This window comes from Pseudocalidococcus azoricus BACA0444 (assembly GCF_031729055.1).
Taxonomy (GTDB): Bacteria; Cyanobacteriota; Cyanobacteriia; order Thermosynechococcales; family Thermosynechococcaceae; genus Pseudocalidococcus; species Pseudocalidococcus azoricus.
This window is the reverse complement of sequence record NZ_JAVMIP010000013.1, coordinates 50,491-72,671: the sequence shown is the minus strand read 5'-3', so window position 1 is coordinate 72,671 and position 22,181 is coordinate 50,491. Positions and strand designations below refer to the sequence as shown.

Genomic DNA, 22,181 nt, shown 5'->3' with positions numbered 1-22,181 from the left:
AGGCACGAAAGGTAGACAACCGAGCATTGCCTAACCTCCCAATCAGGGCCATGGCTGGGTTAGGCTAATCCCTAGTCATCTTCGTAGTCGTCCTCATCTCCATCCTCTTCGTCCTCATCATCAGATTCTGCGCTATCCGAGGGTAAAAGACGACCAGCCAATTGATCATCAATCAACAGGTTGGCATCATCTAAAAGAGGATAGGTGGGCGGTTCCGGGAGGAGAGTTTCCAGTTCATCTTCATCAGAACTGGCCAGGGTATAGGGGCGATTTTTCCGCTCTTCTACTAAGCGATTGACATCGTCCTCATAGTCCCGATCCAGATCGACACCAAAGGTATCCTCGTAGATATTGAACCCGGTTCCGGCTGGAATCAGTCGCCCAATAATCACGTTTTCCTTCAAGCCCCGCAGCCAGTCAGATTTCCCTTCAATGGCCGCTTCCGTGAGAACGCGAGTGGTTTCTTGGAAACTAGCAGCGGAGATAAAGCTATCGGTATTGAGGGAGGCTTTAGTAATCCCCAAAAGGATGGGGGTGTATTGGGCCGGTGCGCCGCCGGTGACAGACATGGGAATATTGGATTCCTCGGCCTGGCGTAAATCCATCATTTCACCGGGTAAGGAAACCGTATCCCCCCCATCGTCAATCCTGACCTTAGAAGTCATTTGGCGCACGACCACCTCAATGTGTTTGTCGGAAATCTCAATCCCTTGGGTTAAGTAGACCGACTGAACTTCATTGACTAAAAAGGTTTGGACCCTTTGCAGGGCAGCTTGAGCCGCATCTAAAAGCGTAATGTCTTGATCATCTAGCTTATTGAGATCTGCCTTTAACTGCTCATGACCTTGGGGACCCTTATAGTACTCAAAGTAAATACTCAAGATGTCATGGGGGTCACTGGGGCCGTCTGTGAGGGGATCACCCACATCAACGGTCTGACCATCAGCAACAATCGCACTCTGACCTGGCATGACTGGGTAATCTTGGATTGTGCCATCCCCTTCATCCACTTTGATTTCGACACTGTCGTCATCGTTATAAATGACCCGGCAAATTCCCGGCCGGATGGCTAAGGCACATTTTTCCTTGGGATGCCGCCCTTCTAAAAGTTCTTCAATCCGGGGGAGCCCTTGGATGATGTCTCCGGTTTTGGCCCGCTCAAACACTAACAGAGCTAAGTTGTCCCCCCGTTGCACCAAGTCCCCATCATCAATTTGCAGGACGGCACCGGGGGAAACCAGGTAGGGACGGGCGATCCGCAGGACTACTTCCTCCCCCTTAACCGCAATCACTTCCCCCGTTTCAGGGGCGATTACTCCAATAGCCACGTCTTCCCCAGCCCGGAGCAAATCACCCACGGCCACAGTTGGCTCCCCTTTGATGGGAATTGCCAGACGATCGGCTTCCGTAATAACCAGGATGCGGCGAACTAATTCACCAGTGCGGAGAATACCCTGAACCTCGCCCCCTTGCTTAGCCCTGATTTCAGTCCGGGCCACAACGGCACCCGGTTTGATTTCTTCACCGTCCTGAACAAGAATGCTGGTGTGGGTACTCCCTTGGGTCTGATCGGCGGCCATATCCCGACGAATCACCAGAGACTCCAAAATGACTAATTGTAGCCGTTGAATGTCGGAATCACTCTGGTCGTTGACCACTTCAATGTCCGCGGCTAGTTGTGGGGCCTCTGTGCCAATTTCGAGGATTAATTGAGTTCGGAGTAAATCTACCCCCTCCACTGACCGTACCCGTTCATCATGTTTGAACGGTAACCGTTGCACAGCCCGCAAGCGAATCAATTGCCCAGAGGCATCACTAGATTCTTGGCTGGGAATTGAAGGCTCATCTGGAACGGCATATTCAACCACTGGCCGCAATAACAGAGCCGGGCCGTCTGGGCCATCTTCCAGAAACTCTTGATAGCGCAATTCTGTGACCTCCAGGCCAGGAAGGACTTCTTGCCCAGGCTGAGTCAGACTGCCGCTTTGGGCCCGCGCCACTTCTGGGTCGTCAACAAGATGGAGATCACCGGGTTTGATGATAATTTCCCGGAGAATGTCATTTTTCTGGACAACTTCAACAACGCCGCTACTTTGGCAGAAGATATCTTTAACAACCTCAGTCCCGGCTTCGACAAACTGGCCGTCTTCCACCAAGAGGAGGGAAATATCTTTGTTCACCTCATGGGTTTCTTCCGGAATCCAGAGTAAGGTTCCCCCTTGGGTGACTTCATAGCCCTGTTTAGCCTTACCTTTTTTAGAAACCTCTACGCCCGCATATTTGAGGATGCCTCCGGTTTGTGTCCGGTAGTGATCATCAATCAGTTCGGCCACCACTTGGCTGTTGATCACCTTAGTTCCAGGGGCAGCGGTGATCGAAAACTTTTGACCGGCCTGGGTTTCTAGGACATAATGCTCGCGCCCCTGATAGGTTTCTTTGATCACTTGGGCTTTGTCAAGCAGGACAGACGCAGTGATAATTTCAACCTCCCGCCCCCCTTTGCCTTCCGTTTGTTCCGGTAAACGCACAACCCCGCCATGCTCAGTCACAATCCGAGTTTCCGCTAAGACCGAATCGGCCTCAATCCGATCACCGTTGTTGACATCGGGAATTGCCCCTGGCGGTAAGTTATAGACCTCTCCAGACAAGACCCAAATTAATCCCCCCTTGGGCGCAACTCGGGTCATGATGCCTTGGCGATCCCGTTTTTCTTCCGGTTCCAGGTTCACGAACTTGACTTGCCCCGCCAGATCGGAGGCGACATCCTTCGTGACCTTTTCCGTTGATTTACGGGTGGTACGACCGGCCTGGGCCACCTCTGCTAAAAGTTGGCCGACTTTAACCTTCGCTCCATCTTTAGCCAACAGAATTGAGCCTTGGATGACTTCATATTCCTGCTGGGTCTTGTCTCCGGTCAGCAGTAACGTACCATTGGTTTCAACTAAAAAGGCATCATCACCGTGGCGTGTCCGAAATGGCCGGGCCCGCAAACCTGCTTTATATTTGACCGTACCCGCAAAGGGGGCGCGCTCTTGACGGGCCACTTCGCCAGTAAACACCCCGCCTGTGTGGAATGTCCGCATTGTTAGCTGGGTTCCGGGTTCCCCAATGGACTGGGCGGCAATAATCCCAACGGCTTCCCCCATATCCACCAATTGAGCATGGGCCAGGCTCCAGCCATAGCATTTTTGACAGACGGAACGGGCGGCGTCACAGGTCAAGGGGGAGCGAACGACCACTTCCTCAACCCCGGCGGCGGCAATTTGTTGGGCAATTTCAGCTGAGATGGGTTGATTTTTCTCGACTATCACGGCCTGGGTGCGTGGATCAATCACATCTACTAAGGGCATTCGACCCAAGAGTCGATCTTCGAGCTTGAGAACTTTGTCCCCAACGGTCATACTGCGTAGGGGTAAACCGCGCTGCGTGCCGCAGTCTTCTTCGCGAATAATCACATCCTGGGAAACGTCCACCAATCGCCGGGTTAGGTAGCCAGAGTCGGCTGTCCGCAAAGCTGTATCGACCAGGCCCTTGCGTGCGCCATAGGAGGAAATGATATATTCCGTAACCGTCAGCCCTTCCCGGAAGTTGGTTTTAATTGGCAAGTCAATAATTTCCCCTTGGGGATTGGCCATCAACCCCCGCATTCCTACCAACTGCCGTACCTGAGATAAGTTCCCCCTTGCCCCGGAGAAGGCCATCATATAAACGGAATTCAGAACATCAGTTTCTTGGAAGTGTTTGACGACTTCGTTCTTGAGTTCCTCGTTGGTGGTATTCCAGGTGTCAATTACCTTTTGGAACCGCTCGACCTCCGTAATTTCACCCCGGGAGTAACGTTCTTGGGCAGATTTAATTTCCTTCTCAGCAGATTGGAGAAGTTCTTGTTTTTTCGGCGGGACTAACAAATCATCCACACTGATGGAAACCCCGGCTCGAGTCGCATAGCGAAAGCCCAGGTCTTTGATTTTATCAGCCATTTCGGCCGTGCGGGCGGTTCCACAGTGGCTAAAGGCCCAGGAAATCAGATTGCGGAGGCCTTTTTTGTCAATGATTTTGTTGAAGAAAACAGGTTTGATTTGGGCAGTCGGGCTGGTCATGCAACATCTCCAAGTAATCGCGGACTTAGCTGGCAAGGCTTTCTTGAATGGTTTGGTTGTAAATAATTCGGCCGGGGGTTGTCCGAATATATTGGGTAATTAGATTTCCGGCGGCATCTAAACGGCGTTTCCGAAGCTGATAGGTTTCTAGGATTGTGCCATCGGATTGCGTCACAATTTCTGGTTGGGAGCGATCACCATCCTCCACCGGCCCGTCAAAGCGAACCCAGACATAGGCATGGAGATCGAGTTGCTGCTCCTGGTAGGCCATGACCACATCATTAAAATTGGCAAAGTAGCGATCTTCCGCCACCAGTTTCGGATTTTCGGCCGTGAGGTAATAGCAACCCAAGACCATATCTTGGCTGGGGGTAACGATGGGTTTACCGGTAGCTGGAGAAAGAATGTTATTAGATGCCAACATCAACAACCGGGCCTCGGCCTGGGCTTCGATAGACAGAGGGACGTGTACCGCCATTTGGTCACCATCAAAGTCAGCGTTAAAGGCCGGGCAAACAAGAGGATGGAGTTGAATTGCTCGTCCTTCTACCAAAATCGGTTCAAAGGCTTGAATGCCTAAACGGTGGAGAGTTGGGGCGCGGTTCAGCATCACAGGATGCCCATCAATCACATCTTCCAGCACGTCCCAAATAACCGGATCATTCCGCAGGATCAGGCGTTTAGCGGCTTTGATGTTATTGACAATTCCTTGGCGAATCAGACGGTGAATCACGAAGGGTTGAAATAACTCAATCGCCATTTCCCGCGGTAAGCCGCATTGGTGCATTTTTAGCTTGGGGCCAACCACAATCACGGAACGACCCGAATAGTCCACCCGTTTACCGAGAAGGTTTTGCCGGAATCGGCCTTGTTTCCCTTCGATAATGTCCGAAAGAGACTTTAAGGGCCGATTATTCGCGCCAACAACTGTCCGACCCCGGCGGCCATTATCCACAAGGGCATCAACCGCTTCCTGGAGCATCCGTTTTTCATTGCGGACGATAATCTCAGGGGCCAGGATTTCTTGCAGGCGAGCTAAACGATTGTTCCGGTTAATGACGCGGCGATAGAGATCATTCAAATCTGATGTGGCAAACCGGCCCCCATCCAACTGCACCATCGGGCGTAGATCTGGGGGAATCACCGGAATCACTTCCAAAACCATCCAGTCCGGCCGACTGCCTGTGGCAATGAAGTTATCAATCACCCGTAAGCGCTTGATCAACTTAGCTCGCTTTTGCCCCTTGGAGGCTGCAATTTCTTCCCGGAGTTGTTCCGCTTCGGTGGGCAAATCCAAGTCTTGAAGTAGCCGTTGAATCGCCTCAGCCCCAATCCCAACTTCAATGTCAATGAGTTGGGAATCTTCACTGTAAATTTGCTCCTCGATTTCTTGCCACTGCTCTTCTGTGAGAAGTTGCTTGTAGCTCAGGCCATCGTGATTACCGGGGTTGAGAACTACATAGGAGTTGAAGTAGACAATTTGTTCAACATCCCGCAGCGGAATATCTAGCAGAATTGCCATGTAGCTGGGAATCCCTTTGAGATACCAAACATGGGTGACCGGGGCCGCCAACTTGATATAGCCCATCCGATGCCGCCGCACTCGCGATTCGGTCACTTCTACGCCGCACCGTTCACAGACAATGCCCCGATGGCGAACCCGTTTATATTTACCACAGTGACATTCCCAATCCTTGGCCGGACCAAAAATTCGCTCACAGAACAAACCATCCATTTCTGGCTTGAGAGTTCGGTAATTAATGGTTTCGGGCTTGGTGACTTCCCCGACCATCTGGCCATTGGGTAAAGTCCGTTGTCCCCATTTGGTAATCCGATCCGGGGAGGCAAGGGCAACTTTTACATAGTCAAACCGTTGTTCCAGCCTAGGCATAGGGTCAAAAACCTCTTGGTTGCGAGTAATTAGGTTAATCTTTAGGAATCAAAATGGAACGTGTTGAGTCGGATGGTTAGCCAGAAAAGATATTAGACCTCGCTTTCATCTAAATCTTCGGCATTCAAGGACTCATAAGTTGGCCGGGCTGGGGCCCGACGTTGCATCACATCAGCCATGAGGTCAACTTCCGGATCAACTTTGACAGTGGTAAAGTCATCATCCCCAGCAGTCGCCACTTTCTTAACGGAAATATCCAAACAGAGGGATTGCAGTTCTCGCATTAGCACCTTGAAGGATTCCGGTGTCCCAGGTCTGGGGATAGATTGCCCTTTGACAATGGCGTTGAGAGCTTCATTCCGCCCCTGCATATCGTCAGATTTAACGGTAAGCAATTCTTGGAGAATATAGGCGGCCCCATAAGCTTCTAAGGCCCAGACCTCCATTTCCCCAAACCGCTGACCACCCTGCTGGGCTTTTCCGCCTAGGGGCTGCTGAGTCACCAAAGAGTAGGGGCCGGTAGAGCGAGCATGAATCTTGTCATCCACCAAGTGAACCAGTTTGAGCATATAGGCCATTCCAACCGTAATTGGTCGGTCAAATGGTTCCCCTGTCCGTCCATCAAAGACTTGCAGCTTACCGGGGTTTTCAGGATCAAAGACCCAATCATGACCCGTTGCTTCCCGGGCCTGGCGCAGTTTTTCGTGGACTGTTTCTCGAGATTTCTCCAGGCCATGCATTTCATCAAAAGGCGTAATCTTGAAGCGCATCCCCAGATTTTGCCCAGCCCAGCCCAAGAGACATTCATAGACCTGGCCAACATTCATCCGGGAGGGGACACCCAGAGGGTTAAGGACAATATCCACAGGAGTGCCATCGGCTAAAAAGGGCATATCTTCCGCCGGGAGAATCCGAGAAATAATCCCCTTATTCCCATGCCGCCCCGCCATTTTATCGCCGACTTGAATTTTGCGTTTTTGGGCTACATAGACCCGGACAACCATATTGGCCCCAGGCGGTAATTCATCCCCCTGCTCTCGGGTAAAGACCCGCACATCCACAACCCGACCCCGTTCACCATTAGGAACCCGGAGGGAGTTATCCCGCACATCCCGGGCTTTTTCTCCAAAGATGGCCCGCAACAGTTTTTCTTCCGGGGGTTGATCGGATTCACCCTTGGGCGTGACTTTACCCACAAGAATATCGCCGGACTCGACGTAGGCTCCCACGCGAATAATCCCCGTTTCATTCAACTGTCGCAGCGAATCCTCAGAAACATTGGGGACTTCACGGGTAATTTCTTCGGGGCCGAGCTTGGTTTGGCGGGCTTCGATTTCGTACTTCTCAACGTGAATGGAAGTGTAGATATCCTCTTGAACTAACCGCTCACTAATGAGAATGGCATCTTCGTAGTTGTAGCCTTCCCAGGGCATATAGGCGACCATGATGTTTTGTCCGAGGGCCAGTTCACCCCCTTCAGTTGCTGAACCATCGGCAATAACCTGCCCTGCCTTGACCTGATCACCAGCAAACACCAATGGGCGTTGATTTAAGCAGGTATCTTGGTTAGAGCGATGATATTTTTGCAGATAGTAACTAATCTCCTGGCCTTGGGGAGAGCGAACTTTAATCAGGTTGGCGGCCACATAGGTGACTTCCCCGTCAGTCCGACTCAGGATAACCATCCCCGAATCGCGAGCAGCTTGGGATTCTAACCCAGTTCCCACCAGAGGGCGAGTTGACCGTAACAATGGCACGGCCTGGCGTTGCATGTTAGACCCCATCAGGGCCCGGTTAGCGTCGTCATGTTCTAAGAAGGGAATCAAGGAGGTGGCAACGGAAATAATCTGCACCGGAGAGACCGCCACAAAATCCACTTGATCCGGGGTAGTAGTCGTGAAATCTTGCCGATACCTTACCGGGACAACTTCCCCCAGAATATAACCCTGTTCATCGGTGGGAATATCCCCCGGCGCGACCCGCTTATCATCCTCTTCATCAGCAGTCATATAGAGGGGGGCCTGGTCTTTGAGAACCTTGCCATCTTTGACGGGATAGAAGGGGGTTTCAATGAAGCCATACTCATTAACGCGAGCATGGGTCGCTAAGGAACCAATTAAGCCAGCATTCGGCCCTTCCGGGGTTTCGATGGGACAAATCCGCCCATAGTGACTCGGGTGAATATCCCGCACGGCAAAACCGGCCCGTTCTCGTGTCAAGCCACCCGGCCCTAAGGCACTCAAGCGGCGTTTGTGGGTCAATTCCGCTAAGGGGTTGGTCTGATCCATGAACTGGGAGAGTTGACTGGAACCAAAGAACTCTTTGATCGCAGCTACCAAGGGTTTGGGGTTAACTAAAGAGGCAGGACTGAGGTTATCCGTATCTGAAACCGTCATCCGTTCCCGAATAATCCGCTCCAAGCGATTAAGACCGACCCGGACTTGGTTTTGGAGGAGTTCTCCCACTGACCGTACCCGGCGATTCCCCAAGTGGTCAATGTCATCCACGCTACCGAGATCAAATTCCAAGTTAATCAGATAATCAATGGCGGCGAGAATATCTTCCGGGGTCAGAACTCGCGTGGTATCCGGAATCGTCAGTTGCAGTTTTTTATTGAGCTTGTAACGGCCAACCCGCCCGAGATCATAGCGCTTGGGATCAAAGAACCGAGATTCAAGTAATTGCTGCCCACCGGAAACTGTAGGAGGTTCCCCAGGCCGGAGCTTGCGATACAACTCTAAGAGGGCATCTTCTTCAGTAAATTTGCCTTCCTTCTCAATAGTTTTTTGGTAATACTCGGGGTGGCGCATCCGTTCCATGATCTCGCCATCGCTCAAGCCTAAGGCCTTCAACAGCACATGGGCTGAGAGTTTCCGGGTTTTATCAATCCGCACCCAAATCAGATCATTCTTGTCAGTTTCAAATTTCAACCAGGCCCCGCGGTTGGGAATTAAGCTGGCATTGTAACTGCGGCGACCATTTTTGTCGGTTTCTGATTTGTAATAGACCCCTGGACTGCGGACAATCTGGTTGACGATCACCCGTTCGGCCCCGTTGATAATAAAGGTTCCCCGGTCGGTCATCAGGGGCAGATCGCCAATGAAGACATCCTGATCAATGATGTTGCCATTTTCCTTGTTGATTAGACGCGTTGGCACATACATCTGCATCGAGTAGGTCGCATCTCGCCGCTTGGCTTCATCAACCGAATATTTAGGCTGTTTTAACTTGTAATTCTGGGCGAGGAAATGGAGTTCAATTTTGCCGGTATAGTCAGTAATAGGCGAAAAGCTGGCTAATTCTTCAATCAATCCTTCTTCTAAAAACCAACGAAAACTGGCCCGCTGAATCTCGACAAGGTCTGGAAGAGTAAAAGCGGGTGGCGTGTAAATTTGATTACTAGCCATGAATATCCTCTAGAGGGGCACGCTATGTTGCGGATCTTGCATTGTACTCTAATCAGGATCCACAGGTCAACCATTATCCTCAAAAGCAGGGATTGGATTGCACCTTGTCTAGGGTATCGCATTTTAACAGATTTAGGCAAAACCTTTCGGAATTGCCAGGCCAGGGGTAGATCGTAAATAATTGTAAAGTTACTTCTCAGGCAATCATGCAGGATATTTTGTGAACGGAAAAGTTGTCGTGGTGGTGGGTGCAACTGGAGGCATTGGCCAGGCCTTGGTGCCAGAATTAGCCAAACTTGGGGCAAAACTGGTACTGGCCAGTCGCAACCTTGACAAGCTGACAAATTTAGAGATGACCTTGCCCCCCCAAACCCCGGTGTTAATTCAGCCCACGGACATTACCGACTACAGCCAAGTCCAGGCCCTGTTTACCGCTGCAAAAGCTGAGTTTGGGCAAATTGATGTCCTGGTTAATGTCGCTGGGGCCGGTATCCTCAAGCAGTACAACAAAATCGAACCGGCTGATCTCGATGCCATGCTGGATTTGAACTTGAAAGGAAACTTCTACACCAGCCAACTCGCAGCCGAGGCGATGAAGGAAACCAAGGGTGGGCATATCTGCAATGTGATTGGGATTTTGGGCAAACACTCCATGGCCATGGGGTCAGCCTACTGTGCCTCGAAATTTGGGGCCGTGGGGTTTAGTAAATGTATGGCCGAGGAACTGAAGCGGTTTGGGATTAAATTTACCCTGTTTTATTTTGGTGGGATTGACTCCCCCTTTTGGGATCAAGTCAGCTTGAAAGTGGATCGCAGCAAGATGTTAAGCCCAGCCACCGCCGCCCAAAGCATTTTATTTGCCCTGCAAGCGGAACCCCAGGCCGTGCCGATGGAAATTAACATCCAACCGGAGAGTCATTTATTTTTCTAGGTAATCTTATTTAGTCCCACCATAGCCCCACGCCCTTGTTTATCCGTAAAGACTTGATCAGGAGTACCATTCCAAACTCATCATCGGCAAAATCAACCCCAGCAATTAACTCAGCTAACTCTGGGGAAATATCTGCGGGGGCTAGGTCTTCTACGAAGGAGTCAAAACAGCCAAAATGTTGATCAATCACGTCTGGGCAAAACTGATAAATATCCGCGGCCAGGCCCTCTAACTCCTCAGGCAGGGTCTGAAACATCACTGTGAGGGCATCATTTTCGACATCTTGAATCTCAACCCCATACTGCTGATCCCAGGCCTGGAGTTTAGCGACAATATCGTCCGTTTCAAGGTCAAAATTGGGGGCTTCGGTCTGCTGTTGGTAGAGGGGGGCAAACTTGGCTGGCCTGTGAGCAGTCGGCATAGGGCTATCTCAGTTGGGATTTTATCTAGAGCTATAGCGTTACTCATTTCGAGTGAGATGAGGGCAAGTCAGAAAATGCTTGATGGGCAGTCTTTTAAACAGTTCTCCTCCCTCAGAACAGCCTGGGTAAGCCATAGCTTTAGGATGGCAGAGTTCCTGAGCGGGGTCATCAATATCATCAATATGAGGTAAGTATTAAGTTAAGTCAGTATTCAGTAAGGTTTCGGTTTTGGTGACGATTATTGAATTAGAACGGGGGTAACGGAACATTGCTCTAGTCCCTGTTGTCACCTCTTAGAAGCGTCATTATCCATTATCAAAGCTGTAGTCAATTAGCTACGGCATAAGTCGTTAGGCATCGTCAACTTTTTATTATTCCTGGTGAACTAATACTATGCCCCCTGAGTCTGAACCTGGATCATCGGCCTTAACTCCTGCCCAATCCGCAACAACTAAACCATTTCCCCAGCTTTTTTGGGGCTTAGTAGCCATTGCTATTGCCCTCGGGACTGGATCGCTAATCGGGGCTGGGGCGATTAAATCTCTCCGCAGTGGCGATACCTTGACGGTGATTGGTTCAGCAAAACGACCGATTCGGGCTGATCATGTGGTTTGGCGCAGTTCCGTCTCCAGTCAGCAGCCCACCTTAGCCCAGGCCTTTCAGGATGTCAAACGCTATAGTGAGCGCGTCCAGGCCTATTTCAAAGCCCAAAATATTCCCGCCGATGCCCTCACCCTGAGTGCCGTGAGTACCGAGGCCATTCCCGAACTGGTCAATAACAATCCTACGGGCAGAACCTTGGCCTATCGCCTTGTCCAGAGTTTTGAAATTAGTTCGCCGGATGTGGATGGGATTGCCAAAATCTCCCGCTCTAGCACGGACTTAATCAATGAGGGCATTCCCTTTGTCTCCGATCCACCCCAATATCTCTATACCAATCTCAGCAAATTGCGGGTTGAAATGATTAAGGAAGCCACCCAAGATGCCAAGGAACGGGCCGATGCCATTGCCGGAGTCACCCGCAGTCAAGTGGGGCCAGTCCGGAGTGCCGAGACCGATGCTTTCCAGATTACGGCCCGCTACTCAACCGATGTCAGTGGCGGCGGCTCCTACGATACCCAAACTATTGATAAAGACATTACGGCTGTGGTCTCGGTTACTTTTTCTGTAGATTAAGGTACAGGCATCAGAGGTGGCCGGCCTGGGGATTGCGATAAAATTACGAATGATTAAGCTCCTTGGAATCAACTTAGCCATGACAACAACCCCGAGTCCATCCCCAGACATCCTTGGTTTAAGCCCAGAGGTCACTAATCAGGCTGGCCCAGTGGGGGAGTTTATCCAGGAAACCTTAGCCCTGACACGACGGCTGTTTATTCAACTCCAGCGGCGGCCTTCAACTCTGATTGCCGGAATTATTCAACCCCTGATGTGGCTGATTCTGTTTGGGGCCCTATTCAAAAATGTTCCCCAGGGGTTATTTGGGGCCAGCCGAGATTATGGACAGTTTCTCTGCGCGGGAGTAATTGTCTTCACGGCCTTTAGTGGGGCTTTGAATGCGGGGTTGCCGGTGATGTTTGATCGGGAATTTGGCTTTTTGAATCGGCTCTTGGTGGCTCCCCTGGTTTCCCGCTTTTCGATTGTCTTGGCTTCGGCCTTGTTTATTACGACCTTGAGTGTGTTGCAATCGGCGGCTATTGTCGGGACAGGTTACTTGTTGGGCAGTGGGTTGCCGAGTTGGTCTGGCCTGGGAGTGGTAATGCTGATCATTCTCTGTTTGGTGTTTGGGGTGACGGCCTTGAGCTTGGGGCTGACCTTTGCCTTACCGGGACATATTGAGCTTTTGGCTGTGATCTTTGTGATCAACTTGCCCCTCTTGTTTGCCAGTACGGCCCTGGTTCCCTTAGAGTTTATGCCCGGTTGGTTGCAAGTGGTGGCCAGTTTGAACCCCCTCAGTTTTGCCATTGAACCAATTCGCTATCTCTATCTCCACCCGGCCTGGACGTTTGGGGATGTGGTTATGGCCGCGCCCTGGGGAAATGTTAGCCTCTGGCAATCTATGGCGCTGTTATTGGGATTTGCTGGCCTGGTGGTGGTGAGTATTCAAGGCCTATTACGGCGGACTCTTGCTTAGAAAATCATCCGCAATTAATTAACTTTGACATTATCCAAATTACCGGCCAAGTTGATTGGCGATGGGGGCGGCTGATCCAACCCTGGCACTAGACATTGGGCTGTGGTTGTGGCTGTCGTTGGGTCAAATCCAGGACGTTGGAGGGTGAGAGTGCCTTGGTTGCAGATGCCGGTATAGGAAACATTTTCCAAATTGGGGCCATCGAGGCTGAGATTACCCGTATTTTCAACCCCATTTAGGCTGTTCACAATCCGGAGATTTTTAATCACACTGCCCTCGGCCTGGTTGAAGAGGGCCAAGTTAGTATTAGAGACAACAATATTTTCCAGGTCGGCGGCCCCCAGAAGTTGAATTAGGGGCATTCGATCATCACTGGCCAGCAAGCCATTTTCACTGCAATGGGCCAAGCTAAAGTCATCAACCCCCACATTACCCCGCAGTTGGACATCGCGAATTTCAGGGCGGGCCAAACCACTAACCAAGATGCAGCTATCGGCCATGGTGAGTTGTTTGACAGTAATTTTGGGTGTCGGTAAGGGGCCAGCAGCTTTGATGGTGAGAAATCCCCGCGTAATGCTGACCTGTTGCACGGATACCTCGCCAGTTGCGTTTTCTTGGGGGCGAATTAGGATACCAGTTTCATCGAGGACAAGTTGCTCAACCCGACTGTTATGACTGAGTTGCAGGGATTGCTTGACGGTGGTGGCTGCTCCTTGTCCTTTCAGCGTGACCCCAGGAGGAATTAGAAGCGGTTCGGAGGTGTTGGTATCCCCATAGGTTCCGGCGGCCAGTTGGATTATAAATTGGGTTTCGGGTGACTTGGCCTGGGCAGTGGTGACGGCGGTGATGGCTTGGCTGAGGGTTTGGAAGGGGGCATTGGCGGTTCCCTCCTGTTGATCATCCCCATTAGCCGCCACATAAAAGGTGGGTGTACTTGTCAGGGCCTGGAGACGGTCGAGGAGATTGGGGTTGGGAGGCGTATCAGCGGCCTGGGCAATGGCATTGAGATTGGAGTTGGGGGCGGGGGATAAGCTGGCCTGGAACGGATTGGGCCACCACCGCTGGGTAACATCATGGAGGTTATTGGCAAAGGCCATAATCACCACGGCCCCCGATAACCCGGCAAAGATAGCATTGCGAACTTGTTTGACTGCCATAGACTCCTCACGTTGTCAGTTTGCCAGGCCTGGAACCTTGGACACTAACATGGCTCTGACGTAGTCTGCGGTGAATCAGTTCCCCCAATGCGGAATCTAGGCAGTGGGACAAGCAATCACTATCCTGCCGGGTGTTGTGGATGGGTTATTGAGGTTTTAAGGACAAACAGCCCGAGCAATGTCTCCAGCAATGGTTCCCGCCGGATAGCTCCGTGTCCCTGACCAAGACCAGTTGTAAAATTCACTTTTGACATCGTAGGGATTGCAGGAGGCTGTGGCATCGTGCCAATATTCATCACCAACGGTGGATAGCTTAAAGTTGACCTGTTTCACCCCTTGGTTCCCCACATAGACACTTAAAGAATCCATATCCACGGTGTAAATGGTTCCCTTGCCGTTGTTGGCTACTCGCACTTCCCGTTCAGCCCAGGCCGGGAGAGCCGTCATCGCTACAGTTGCAACCGGAAGTAAGACCAGAGTTTTAAATAAAAGTGATTTCATCCTGAAATATCCTAATGACATAGATGTAAGCTGATGACCAAATTAGAGGAATCCTATAGGCCCGGAGTATTTGGCGAATCAATCGGATTGATGGAAAATATTTTAGTGTGATTTTAGGCTGGCCTGGTCAATCCCCAGCGAAAAATGGCGGCTCTCCAAGTTCGACCTGCCCAAAAACCGGCCGTAGTAATAATATCTCCCGGTTTAATTTTACCTTGTTCAACAGACTCAGCCCATGGGAGGAATCGAAGCACGGTGGTATTGCCCTAGTTGGCTAGGTTGGTGATCACGCTCTCTGTGGGAATCTCTAGGGGTTGGAGCACCCAGGGTATTGAGGATTGACTAAAGCCATCACCTACAATAGGGGCCAGGCCAACTCTTGAGCAACGATGAGACTATGGAGCAAACCTCGCCGCCCCTTTCCCCTCGGTATACCTTGCCCACCATGTACGATCTGCCTAGTGAAGACCCCGAGGAACCTGGTTTGCCGGACGAATTCCATTTATTGCAACCTGAACTCCTGCGCCAAACGTTTTGTCCTCCTACCTATGAAGCCGACGAGATCTTTGCTGCGAGTGACTTGAACCTGTATTACGATCTGCGCCATCCCCAATGGTATAAACGTCCAGATTGGTTTGCGGTATTAGGAGTCCCGCGTCTTTATGATGATCAAGACTTGCGCTTAAGTTATGTCATGTGGCAGGAGGGTATTGCGCCTTTTGTGGTGCTGGAATTGTTATCCCCAGGCCCGGAAAAAGAAGATTTGGGCCGCAGTTTACGGGATGCGAGTCAACCACCGAACAAATGGACGGTCTATGAGCAAATTTTGAGAGTTCCCTACTACTTTGTTTTTAATCGCTACACAGACGAGTTACAGGCTTTTGGCTTAGTCCACGAACGATATCAGCCGTTATCTGTGACAGGGCCTGGGTTTTGGTTGGCAGCCGCTGAGTTAGGCCTGGGGCTTTGGTGGGGACGGTATCAAGGTGTTGAGCGGTTGTGGTTGCGCTGGTATGACCGAGATTCCCAATGGATTCTGACTTCGGCTGAACGAGAGGCACAACGGGCAGACTTGGAACAGCAACGGGCAGATCTGGCAGAGATGGAAATCATCCGACTGCAACGACTTTTAGAACAAGCTGGCCTGAATCCTGATCCCTGACAGGACTCTCTTGTCTCCAGAACTAGGCTTGTAAATCCGAGTCCTTTCTAATGCCCTACACGCTTACTTTTTAGGAATTTTCTTATCCCGAACTCAGGTTAAAATAGCTCTAAACTTTTATAGAAAAGTATCTCCTTTCACTTGAACACCCCTGATGAAATTAGCAAATATCCTCAAAGACTCAAATTACAAGCTGTTGCAGTTTACGACCGCTGAGATTGAGCAGTTAGAGCAGAGCATTATTCTTAAAGAGGCTAAAAACGGTGAAGCTCCCTATACCGATTGTTTAGTACGCAAAAAACAAATCAAGCTCACACCAGAAGAAGTGATTCGGCAACTTTATTTACGAGTCTTGACCGAACGGTTGGACTATCCTCTCAGCCGCATTCAGGTGGAGTATGGAGTTAATTTCGGACGAGAAGTGAAACGGGCAGACATTGTGGTGATGGATAAAGACCGGCCCAATGCAGTGTACATGATTGTAGAGCTAAAGAAACCAAAACTTAAGGATGGGAAGGGACAGCTTCGCTCCTACTGTAATGCTACCGGGGCGCAGATTGCTGTTTGGACAAATGGGGAGCAAATTTCCTATTACCAGCGCAAGGATCCTAATTACTTTGAAGACATTCCAAGGCTACCCAATGCGAATGAAACCCTAGCGGATATTCTCAAAATCAAGTTTACGCTGGAAGATTTGATTGCCAATGACAAGTTAGTAAAGGAGAATAAATCCCTCAAGACATTGATTGAAGAAATGGAAGATGAGGTGCTGGCAAATGCTGGGGTAGATGTTTTTGAGGAATTGTTTAAGCTGATTTTTACTAAACTCTATGATGAGTGGTTTGCTGGGCAGGGTAACAGGCGATCTACGCACTCTCTTGAGTTCCGCAATACGGGACAAACAGAAAGTGATCTACATGCTAAGATTCAATCCCTTTTTGATAAAGCCAAGAAAAAATGGGAGGGTGTATTTAGTGAAGATACCAAGATTAGTCTGACGCGCTCTCATTTATCGGTGTGTGTATCGTCTTTAGAAAACGTTAAGTTATTCAATTCCAACCTTGAAGTTATTGATGAAGCCTTTGAGTATTTAATTAACAAGAGTAGTCGGGGTGAGAAAGGGCAGTTTTTTACACCTCGTTATGTCATTGATATGTGTGTAAGAATGCTCAATCCCCAAGAGGATGAGTACATCATTGATACAGCAGCGGGGTCTTCTGGCTTTCCAGTTCACACAATTTTTTATGTCTGGCGGCAGATTTTAGATGATGAAGGTTTAGAGGCAAGTCATTTATTTTCTTTAGAAGACAAGCCGCCTCGGTGCAAAGAGTATGTGGAGGATAAAGTTTTTGCGATTGATTTTGATGAAAAGGCAGTGCGCGTGGCCCGGACGTTAAATCTGATTGCGGGTGATGGACAGACGAATGTGTTGCATTTGAACACGCTGGATTATGAACTTTGGGATGAAGTGACAGAGCAGGAGAATTGGGATGATGTTTATCATGAGGGTTTCAGACGACTCAAAAAACTGAGACCTAAAGGCAGCAAGGACTATCGAGAATTCCAGTTTGATGTGTTGATGGCGAATCCGCCTTTTGCCGGAGATATTAAGGAACCGCGGATGATTGCCCGCTATGACCTGGCGAAAAAGTCAAATGGGAAATGGGAAACCAAGGTTGGGCGCGACATTTTATTTATTGAACGCAACCTGGATTTTTTGAAACCGGGGGGCAGAATGGCGATTGTGCTTCCTCAAGGGCGGTTTAACAACTCTTCTGATAAACACATTCGAGACTATATTGCAGCGCGCTGTCGAATTTTGGCGGTGATCGGACTACATGGCAACACGTTTAAGCCTCACACAGGGACAAAAACTTCGGTGTTGTTCGTGCAGAAGTGGAATGATGACTCCAAAGCTGGCGCACTCTGTCCCCAACAGGATGACTACAATATCTTTTTTGCCACAATGCGGAAGTCCGGGAAAGATAATTCCGGTGAAAAGATTTATGTGAAGAAGCCTGGTGATTCGGGTGGTTTACTCTTTGATAACCATAATCATTGGATTGTTGATCATGATTTGTTTAACCATGAGGGCCTGACAGAAGACGGGATTACGGAAGCCTTTATTGAGTTTGCCAAAAAGGAGAATCTCAGTTTTTTTAAACCCGGCCCATCTGTTACGCCGTTTGATGCTGTGAGGTATCAGCAGTTAATGGATGGGCTTGAAGCAGTTCAAATTTCTTTCAGTCAGTTGGAAAAGTCACTAAGATTTGACCCAGAATTTTACAAAAAGGAACATCTTGAAGTAGAAACAATCTTAATGAGAAAGGAACCTCACAGGTTGGGAAGTCTATGTAATCTTTTTGATGGCCCCTTTGGCTCTGAATTACTTGCTGATACCTACGCCGCAGATGGAATTCCTATTCTAAGAATGCAGAATGTATCTAAAATTGGCTCTCTTGAGCTAGATGATGTACTTTTTGTTTCAGAAGAAGATGCTGGTAATCTAAAAAAATATGAAGCTTTTCCTGGAGAGGTAGTTTCTACGAAGATCGGCTTCCTAGGGTATTCAACCGTCTTAACTTCAGCGTACCAAAAATATATTTTTAGACGAGAGCTAACTAGGTTCAAAATCAATAAAACTATCAAGCTAAACCCATATTACTTAGCTACTTTTTTTAACTCAAAGTTTGGTCGTAGCCAATTTTATAGATATGCAAGTGGTACAACAAGAGACAGAGTTTTATTGATTAGCCAAAGAGAAATTCTAGCGGTTATACCTCATGTTGATTTTCAAAATCTTATTCAGAGAACTATCCGATATTCGTACAACTTGAAACAGAAATCGAAAGACATTTATCAACAAGCTGAGAATTTGTTATTGTCGGAGCTTGGTTTACAGGCCTGGCAACCCACGGAAGAAGCCATTGCAGTTAAGAGTTATTCAGAGTCATTTCTGTCTTCTGGTCGCTTTGATGCCGAGTATTACCAGCCAAAATTTGATCAACTGATTGAACGACTGGAGGAAAAAGTTGAGCTAACTGCCCTCGATAATTTACTCATCCTTAATCAACGTGGGAAACAACCCGAATATATTGAAGAACAAGATAAAAATAAATTAGGTTTGCCTGTTGTTAATTCCAAGCACGTCCGAGAAGGCGAAGTCATCCTGGCAGATAATCGCTATGCCTATTTACCGGAAACCGATGATCCACTGACGATTCAAACTGACGATGTTTTAATCAATGGTACAGGTGTTGGCACAATTGGACGGTGTGCGCCTTACCTCTATGAGCAAGAAGCTTTACCAGATAACCATGTCACGATTTTGAGAACGGATTCACTCGATCCGGTTTATCTGTCAATTTACCTCAACAGTATTATTGGAAAGTTATTCGTTGAAAAGCATTTCAAGGGATCATCTGGTCAGATTGAACTGTACCCTAACGAAATTGCTCAATTTTTAGTTTGGGAAGCACCTAGTTCTATTCAACAGAAAATCAGAAACAATGTTGAAGCCTCTCACCAAAAGCGGGAGCAGTCGAAACAGTTGTTAGAAATTGCTAAAACAGGAGTAGAACGCGCGATTGAAACCGATGAAGTCATTGCAATAACTTGGATTAACCAGCAGCTAGAAGTCTTGGGGATAGAATTAACATGAAACTTAAAAATATTGAAATTCCTGTTGATAAAATTTCAGCACTCTGTCAACAATGGCATATTTCTAAACTTTCGTTATTTGGCTCAGTTTTGCGAGATGATTTTTCACCCACTAGTGACATTGATATTTTAGTTGAGTTTGAATCTGGCTTTACCCCTGGTTTCTTCAAGCTATATCAAATTCAAGAGGAACTTTCAGCTTTATTTGATAACCGACCCATTGATCTGATCACGACTAAATTTCTTAATCAACGAATTCGTGATCGCGTTTTAGCCACAGCTAAGGTTTTTTATGTCGCAACGTGATGACCTAGTTTATATTGGACACATGATGGATACTGCCAGAAAAGCGATTGATTTTGTAGCAGGTTTAAGCCGAGAAGACTTTGATGATAATGAGCAACTGAGATTAGCAATCACTTATCTATTACAAATTATTGGCGAAGCTGCTCGAAGAGTTTCCTTAGAGTTTCGAGATACCCATCCAGAAATTCCCTGGAAAGCAATCGTTGGGATGAGAAGTAAGGTTGTTCATGACTACTTAAACGTAGATGAAGATGTAGTTTGGGACACTGTAAAAAATGATCTTGCTCCCTATAGTTCTGGAACTAGAAAAACTTTTGCTCAAATTTTAAACAACTGCTTGAAATTTATAAAACAGGAGTAGTTCAAGCAATTGAAACTGATGAAACTACCGCAACAACATAGATTAATTAGGAACTTCAAATTTTGGGTATTCACTTAAATTAAAGCCACAAAGTAAAACTTTAAGTTGTGAAGTCAGACCCCCCAACGGAAAATAGCTGAACCCCAGGTTAAACCCGCCCCAAACCCCGCGGTGGCAATGACATGGCCTGGTTTTATCTTGCCTTGATTAATAGATTCTGCCAAAGCTAAGGGAATTGAAGCTGCTGAGGTATTGCCGTAGTTGGCCAAATTACTAATAACTTTCTCTTTGGGAATCTCTAAGCGTTGGGCGACCGAATCTAAAATTCGTTGATTCGCTTGATGAAGGACTAACCAATCCATATCAGCAGCGGTAAGGTTCGCTCGATGCAGGGTTTTTGTAATCACTTCTGGGACTTGGGTAACGGCAAAGCGATAAATTTCTTGACCGTTCATGTAGATGGGTTGATATTTCCCTTGGGCAATTTTCGTGTGGACTAAGGCCTGGGGTTCCGGTTGAAATGCCAAGGTTAAATGGTGATTTAGTTTGCCATCACTGCGAAGTTCAAACCCAAGGAGCGCGTTTTCATTGGTGGGAGCCGCATCCAGAATCATGGCCCCGGCCCCATCGCCAAACAAAATACAGGTGCGCCGATCCGTCCAATCCACCCAGCGGGAAAGAATATCAGCCCCAATCACTAAGGCCCGCCGGTAAGTGCCTGTTTGCAAATATTGGGAGGCAGTCACCAGGCCAAAAATAAATCCCGAACAGGCCGCGGTGAGATCAAAGGCAACGGCATGGGACGCGCCAATTTTTGACTGGATTAAACTGGCACTGCCAAATAAATCATCTGGAGTTGAAGTGGCCAGGATGATTAAATCAATCGTGGTCGGATCAATCTTGGCCTGGGTGATCGCGTTTTGGGCCGCAGTTGTAGCGAGTTCCGTTAGGGTAATGTCTGGGGTGGCAATCCGGCGCTGGCAAATTCCGGTGCGGGTCTGAATCCACTCATCGGAGGTTTCAACTAAGGCAGTTAAGTCATGATTACTCAGGGCAACAGGGGGGGCGGCGGCTCCAATACCAATAAAATTTACGCCAAAGGGCAACTCCACTAATCTCCCTCTCCAACGACACTGGATGCTTGATAACAGGCCTGGATCCGTTGCGAGACTTGGTGCTCGACCGCTTCTTGGGCCAGACGAATGGCATTAAAAATGGATGGGGCCTGGGCACTGCCATGACTGATGATGCAAATTCCATCCACCCCCAAGAGCAAACCGCCCCCATGTTCGGCATGATCAATCCGTTGTTTGATATTCCGTAAGTTAGGGCGTAACAGGGCTGTTCCTAAGCGACCCCGCCAACCTTTGGGGAGTTCTTCCCGGAGAATTTGAACTAACACGCCCCCGAGGGATTCAGCAAATTTCAATAAAACATTCCCGACAAAGCCATCACAAACTACGACATCAAACTGCCCCGACATGACATCACGCCCTTCTGCATTACCCAAAAAGGAAATCCGGGGATTGTCCCGCAACAAGCTGTGGGCCTGGAGGGCGAGGTCATTGCCTTTGCAGTCTTCTTCGCCAATATTGAGCAGGCCAACCTTGGGTTCTTCAACCCCTAAAACAAATTGACTGTAAATGGAACCCATCAAGGCAAATTGTTCAAGGTAGCGGGGTTTACAGTCCACGTTGGCCCCAACATCGAGAATTAAGACCGATTTACTGGGGAGGAGGGTCGGGAACATGGCTCCAATCGCTGGTCGGTCAATCCCGGGTAATTTTCCCAGTCGGAGTAATGCCGCTGCCATCGCCGCCCCAGAATGTCCGGCCGAAACCACCGCATCAGCTTCCCCTTTCTTCACCAAGGTCATGGCGACATTGATTGAGGCATTGGGTTTGCGGCGCAGGGCAATCAACGGCTCTTCATGCATTTCCACCACATCAGCGGCGGGGACTATTTTTAGCTTAATCCCGCTTTCATGTTCATCTAAATACCGCTGGATTGGCTCAGGATCGCCCACCAGGATAATTTCTGCTGCCAATTCTGCTTGGGCCCGAATCGCTCCAGCAACTATTTCGTCGGGGGCATAGTCGCCGCCCATGGCATCTACCGCAATCCGTGGACAAGTCATTCCTAAACTCTT

16 protein-coding genes are annotated in these 22,181 nt (G+C 48.9%); 7 read left to right on the top strand and 9 right to left on the bottom strand.

The genetic code is table 11. The features are described from left to right. Nucleotides 1–71: 71 nt before the first annotated feature. The 3 genes from RIF25_RS12040 to rpoB all read right to left on the bottom strand — a co-directional run bounded on the left by RIF25_RS12040 (nucleotide 72) and on the right by rpoB (nucleotide 9,398). Nucleotides 72–4,100 (bottom strand): DNA-directed RNA polymerase subunit beta'', encoded by a 4,029-nt coding sequence (locus RIF25_RS12040; protein WP_322878788.1) that lies wholly within the window; start codon nucleotides 4,098–4,100, stop codon nucleotides 72–74. Nucleotides 4,101–4,125: 25 nt separating this feature from the next. Next, the gene (locus RIF25_RS12035) at nucleotides 4,126–5,991 is read right to left on the bottom strand and encodes a DNA-directed RNA polymerase subunit gamma (protein WP_322878787.1); all 1,866 of its coding nucleotides are present in this window, start codon (nucleotides 5,989–5,991) and stop codon (nucleotides 4,126–4,128) included. A 92-nt stretch (nucleotides 5,992–6,083) separates the two neighbouring features. Next, entirely contained in the window at nucleotides 6,084–9,398 is a 3,315-nt protein-coding gene (gene rpoB, locus RIF25_RS12030; RefSeq protein WP_322878786.1) for a DNA-directed RNA polymerase subunit beta, read from the bottom strand. A gap of 220 nt (nucleotides 9,399–9,618) precedes the next feature. On the opposite strand from rpoB, the gene RIF25_RS12025 reads away from it, so the two are divergent. Next, nucleotides 9,619–10,329 (top strand): SDR family oxidoreductase, encoded by a 711-nt coding sequence (locus tag RIF25_RS12025; RefSeq protein WP_322878785.1) that lies wholly within the window; start codon nucleotides 9,619–9,621, stop codon nucleotides 10,327–10,329. Between the two features lie 10 nt (nucleotides 10,330–10,339). On the opposite strand, the gene RIF25_RS12020 is transcribed toward RIF25_RS12025, so the two are convergent. Next, nucleotides 10,340–10,750, bottom strand: coding sequence for a DUF4253 domain-containing protein (locus RIF25_RS12020; protein WP_322878784.1), 411 nt, complete (start codon nucleotides 10,748–10,750; stop codon nucleotides 10,340–10,342). A gap of 394 nt (nucleotides 10,751–11,144) precedes the next feature. On the opposite strand from RIF25_RS12020, the gene RIF25_RS12015 reads away from it, so the two are divergent. Together RIF25_RS12015 and RIF25_RS12010 are read left to right on the top strand one after the other, a co-directional pair. After that, on the top strand, nucleotides 11,145–11,927 hold the full coding sequence (locus tag RIF25_RS12015) for an SIMPL domain-containing protein (RefSeq protein WP_322878783.1): 783 nt from the start codon (nucleotides 11,145–11,147) through the stop codon (nucleotides 11,925–11,927). A gap of 79 nt (nucleotides 11,928–12,006) precedes the next feature. Further along, a complete protein-coding gene (locus RIF25_RS12010; protein WP_322878782.1) occupies nucleotides 12,007–12,885 on the top strand; it encodes an ABC transporter permease in 879 nt (292 codons plus the stop codon). 14 nt (nucleotides 12,886–12,899) lie between these two features. Here the strand turns inward: RIF25_RS12010 and RIF25_RS12005 are convergent, their stop codons facing one another. The 3 genes from RIF25_RS12005 to RIF25_RS17305 form a co-directional block, all read right to left on the bottom strand. Continuing rightward, entirely contained in the window at nucleotides 12,900–14,042 is a 1,143-nt protein-coding gene (locus RIF25_RS12005) for a DUF1565 domain-containing protein (protein ID WP_322878781.1), read from the bottom strand. Between the two features lie 156 nt (nucleotides 14,043–14,198). Then, complete coding sequence (locus tag RIF25_RS12000) at nucleotides 14,199–14,543, bottom strand: hypothetical protein (protein WP_322878780.1); 345 nt, start codon at nucleotides 14,541–14,543, stop codon at nucleotides 14,199–14,201. A gap of 113 nt (nucleotides 14,544–14,656) precedes the next feature. Beyond that, the gene (locus tag RIF25_RS17305; protein WP_407682401.1) at nucleotides 14,657–14,797 is read right to left on the bottom strand and encodes a 3-oxoacyl-[acyl-carrier-protein] synthase III C-terminal domain-containing protein; all 141 of its coding nucleotides are present in this window, start codon (nucleotides 14,795–14,797) and stop codon (nucleotides 14,657–14,659) included. Between the two features lie 143 nt (nucleotides 14,798–14,940). On the opposite strand from RIF25_RS17305, the gene RIF25_RS11995 reads away from it, so the two are divergent. The 4 genes from RIF25_RS11995 to RIF25_RS11980 all read left to right on the top strand — a co-directional run bounded on the left by RIF25_RS11995 (nucleotide 14,941) and on the right by RIF25_RS11980 (nucleotide 20,032). Continuing rightward, complete coding sequence (locus RIF25_RS11995; RefSeq protein ID WP_322878779.1) at nucleotides 14,941–15,705, top strand: Uma2 family endonuclease; 765 nt, start codon at nucleotides 14,941–14,943, stop codon at nucleotides 15,703–15,705. Nucleotides 15,706–15,859: 154 nt separating this feature from the next. Continuing rightward, nucleotides 15,860–19,366, top strand: a complete 3,507-nt coding sequence (locus tag RIF25_RS11990; RefSeq protein ID WP_322878778.1) for an N-6 DNA methylase — start codon at nucleotides 15,860–15,862, stop codon at nucleotides 19,364–19,366. Continuing rightward, nucleotides 19,363–19,671 (top strand): nucleotidyltransferase family protein, encoded by a 309-nt coding sequence (locus RIF25_RS11985; protein ID WP_322878777.1) that lies wholly within the window; start codon nucleotides 19,363–19,365, stop codon nucleotides 19,669–19,671. The genes RIF25_RS11990 and RIF25_RS11985 overlap by 4 nt, the downstream gene beginning before the upstream one ends. Beyond that, nucleotides 19,658–20,032: a HepT-like ribonuclease domain-containing protein gene (locus RIF25_RS11980; protein ID WP_322878776.1), complete on the top strand. Its 375-nt coding sequence runs from the start codon at nucleotides 19,658–19,660 to the stop codon at nucleotides 20,030–20,032. Before RIF25_RS11985 ends, RIF25_RS11980 begins: the two co-directional genes overlap by 14 nt. 113 nt (nucleotides 20,033–20,145) lie before the next feature. Here RIF25_RS11980 and RIF25_RS11975 read toward each other — a convergent pair whose 3' ends face one another. Both RIF25_RS11975 and plsX read right to left on the bottom strand, forming a co-directional pair. Further along, nucleotides 20,146–21,144, bottom strand: coding sequence for a beta-ketoacyl-ACP synthase 3 (locus tag RIF25_RS11975; RefSeq protein ID WP_322878775.1), 999 nt, complete (start codon nucleotides 21,142–21,144; stop codon nucleotides 20,146–20,148). Next, the gene (gene plsX, locus RIF25_RS11970; RefSeq protein ID WP_322878774.1) at nucleotides 21,144–22,169 is read right to left on the bottom strand and encodes a phosphate acyltransferase PlsX; all 1,026 of its coding nucleotides are present in this window, start codon (nucleotides 22,167–22,169) and stop codon (nucleotides 21,144–21,146) included. The genes RIF25_RS11975 and plsX overlap by 1 nt, the downstream gene beginning before the upstream one ends. Nucleotides 22,170–22,181: the final 12 nt, after the last annotated feature.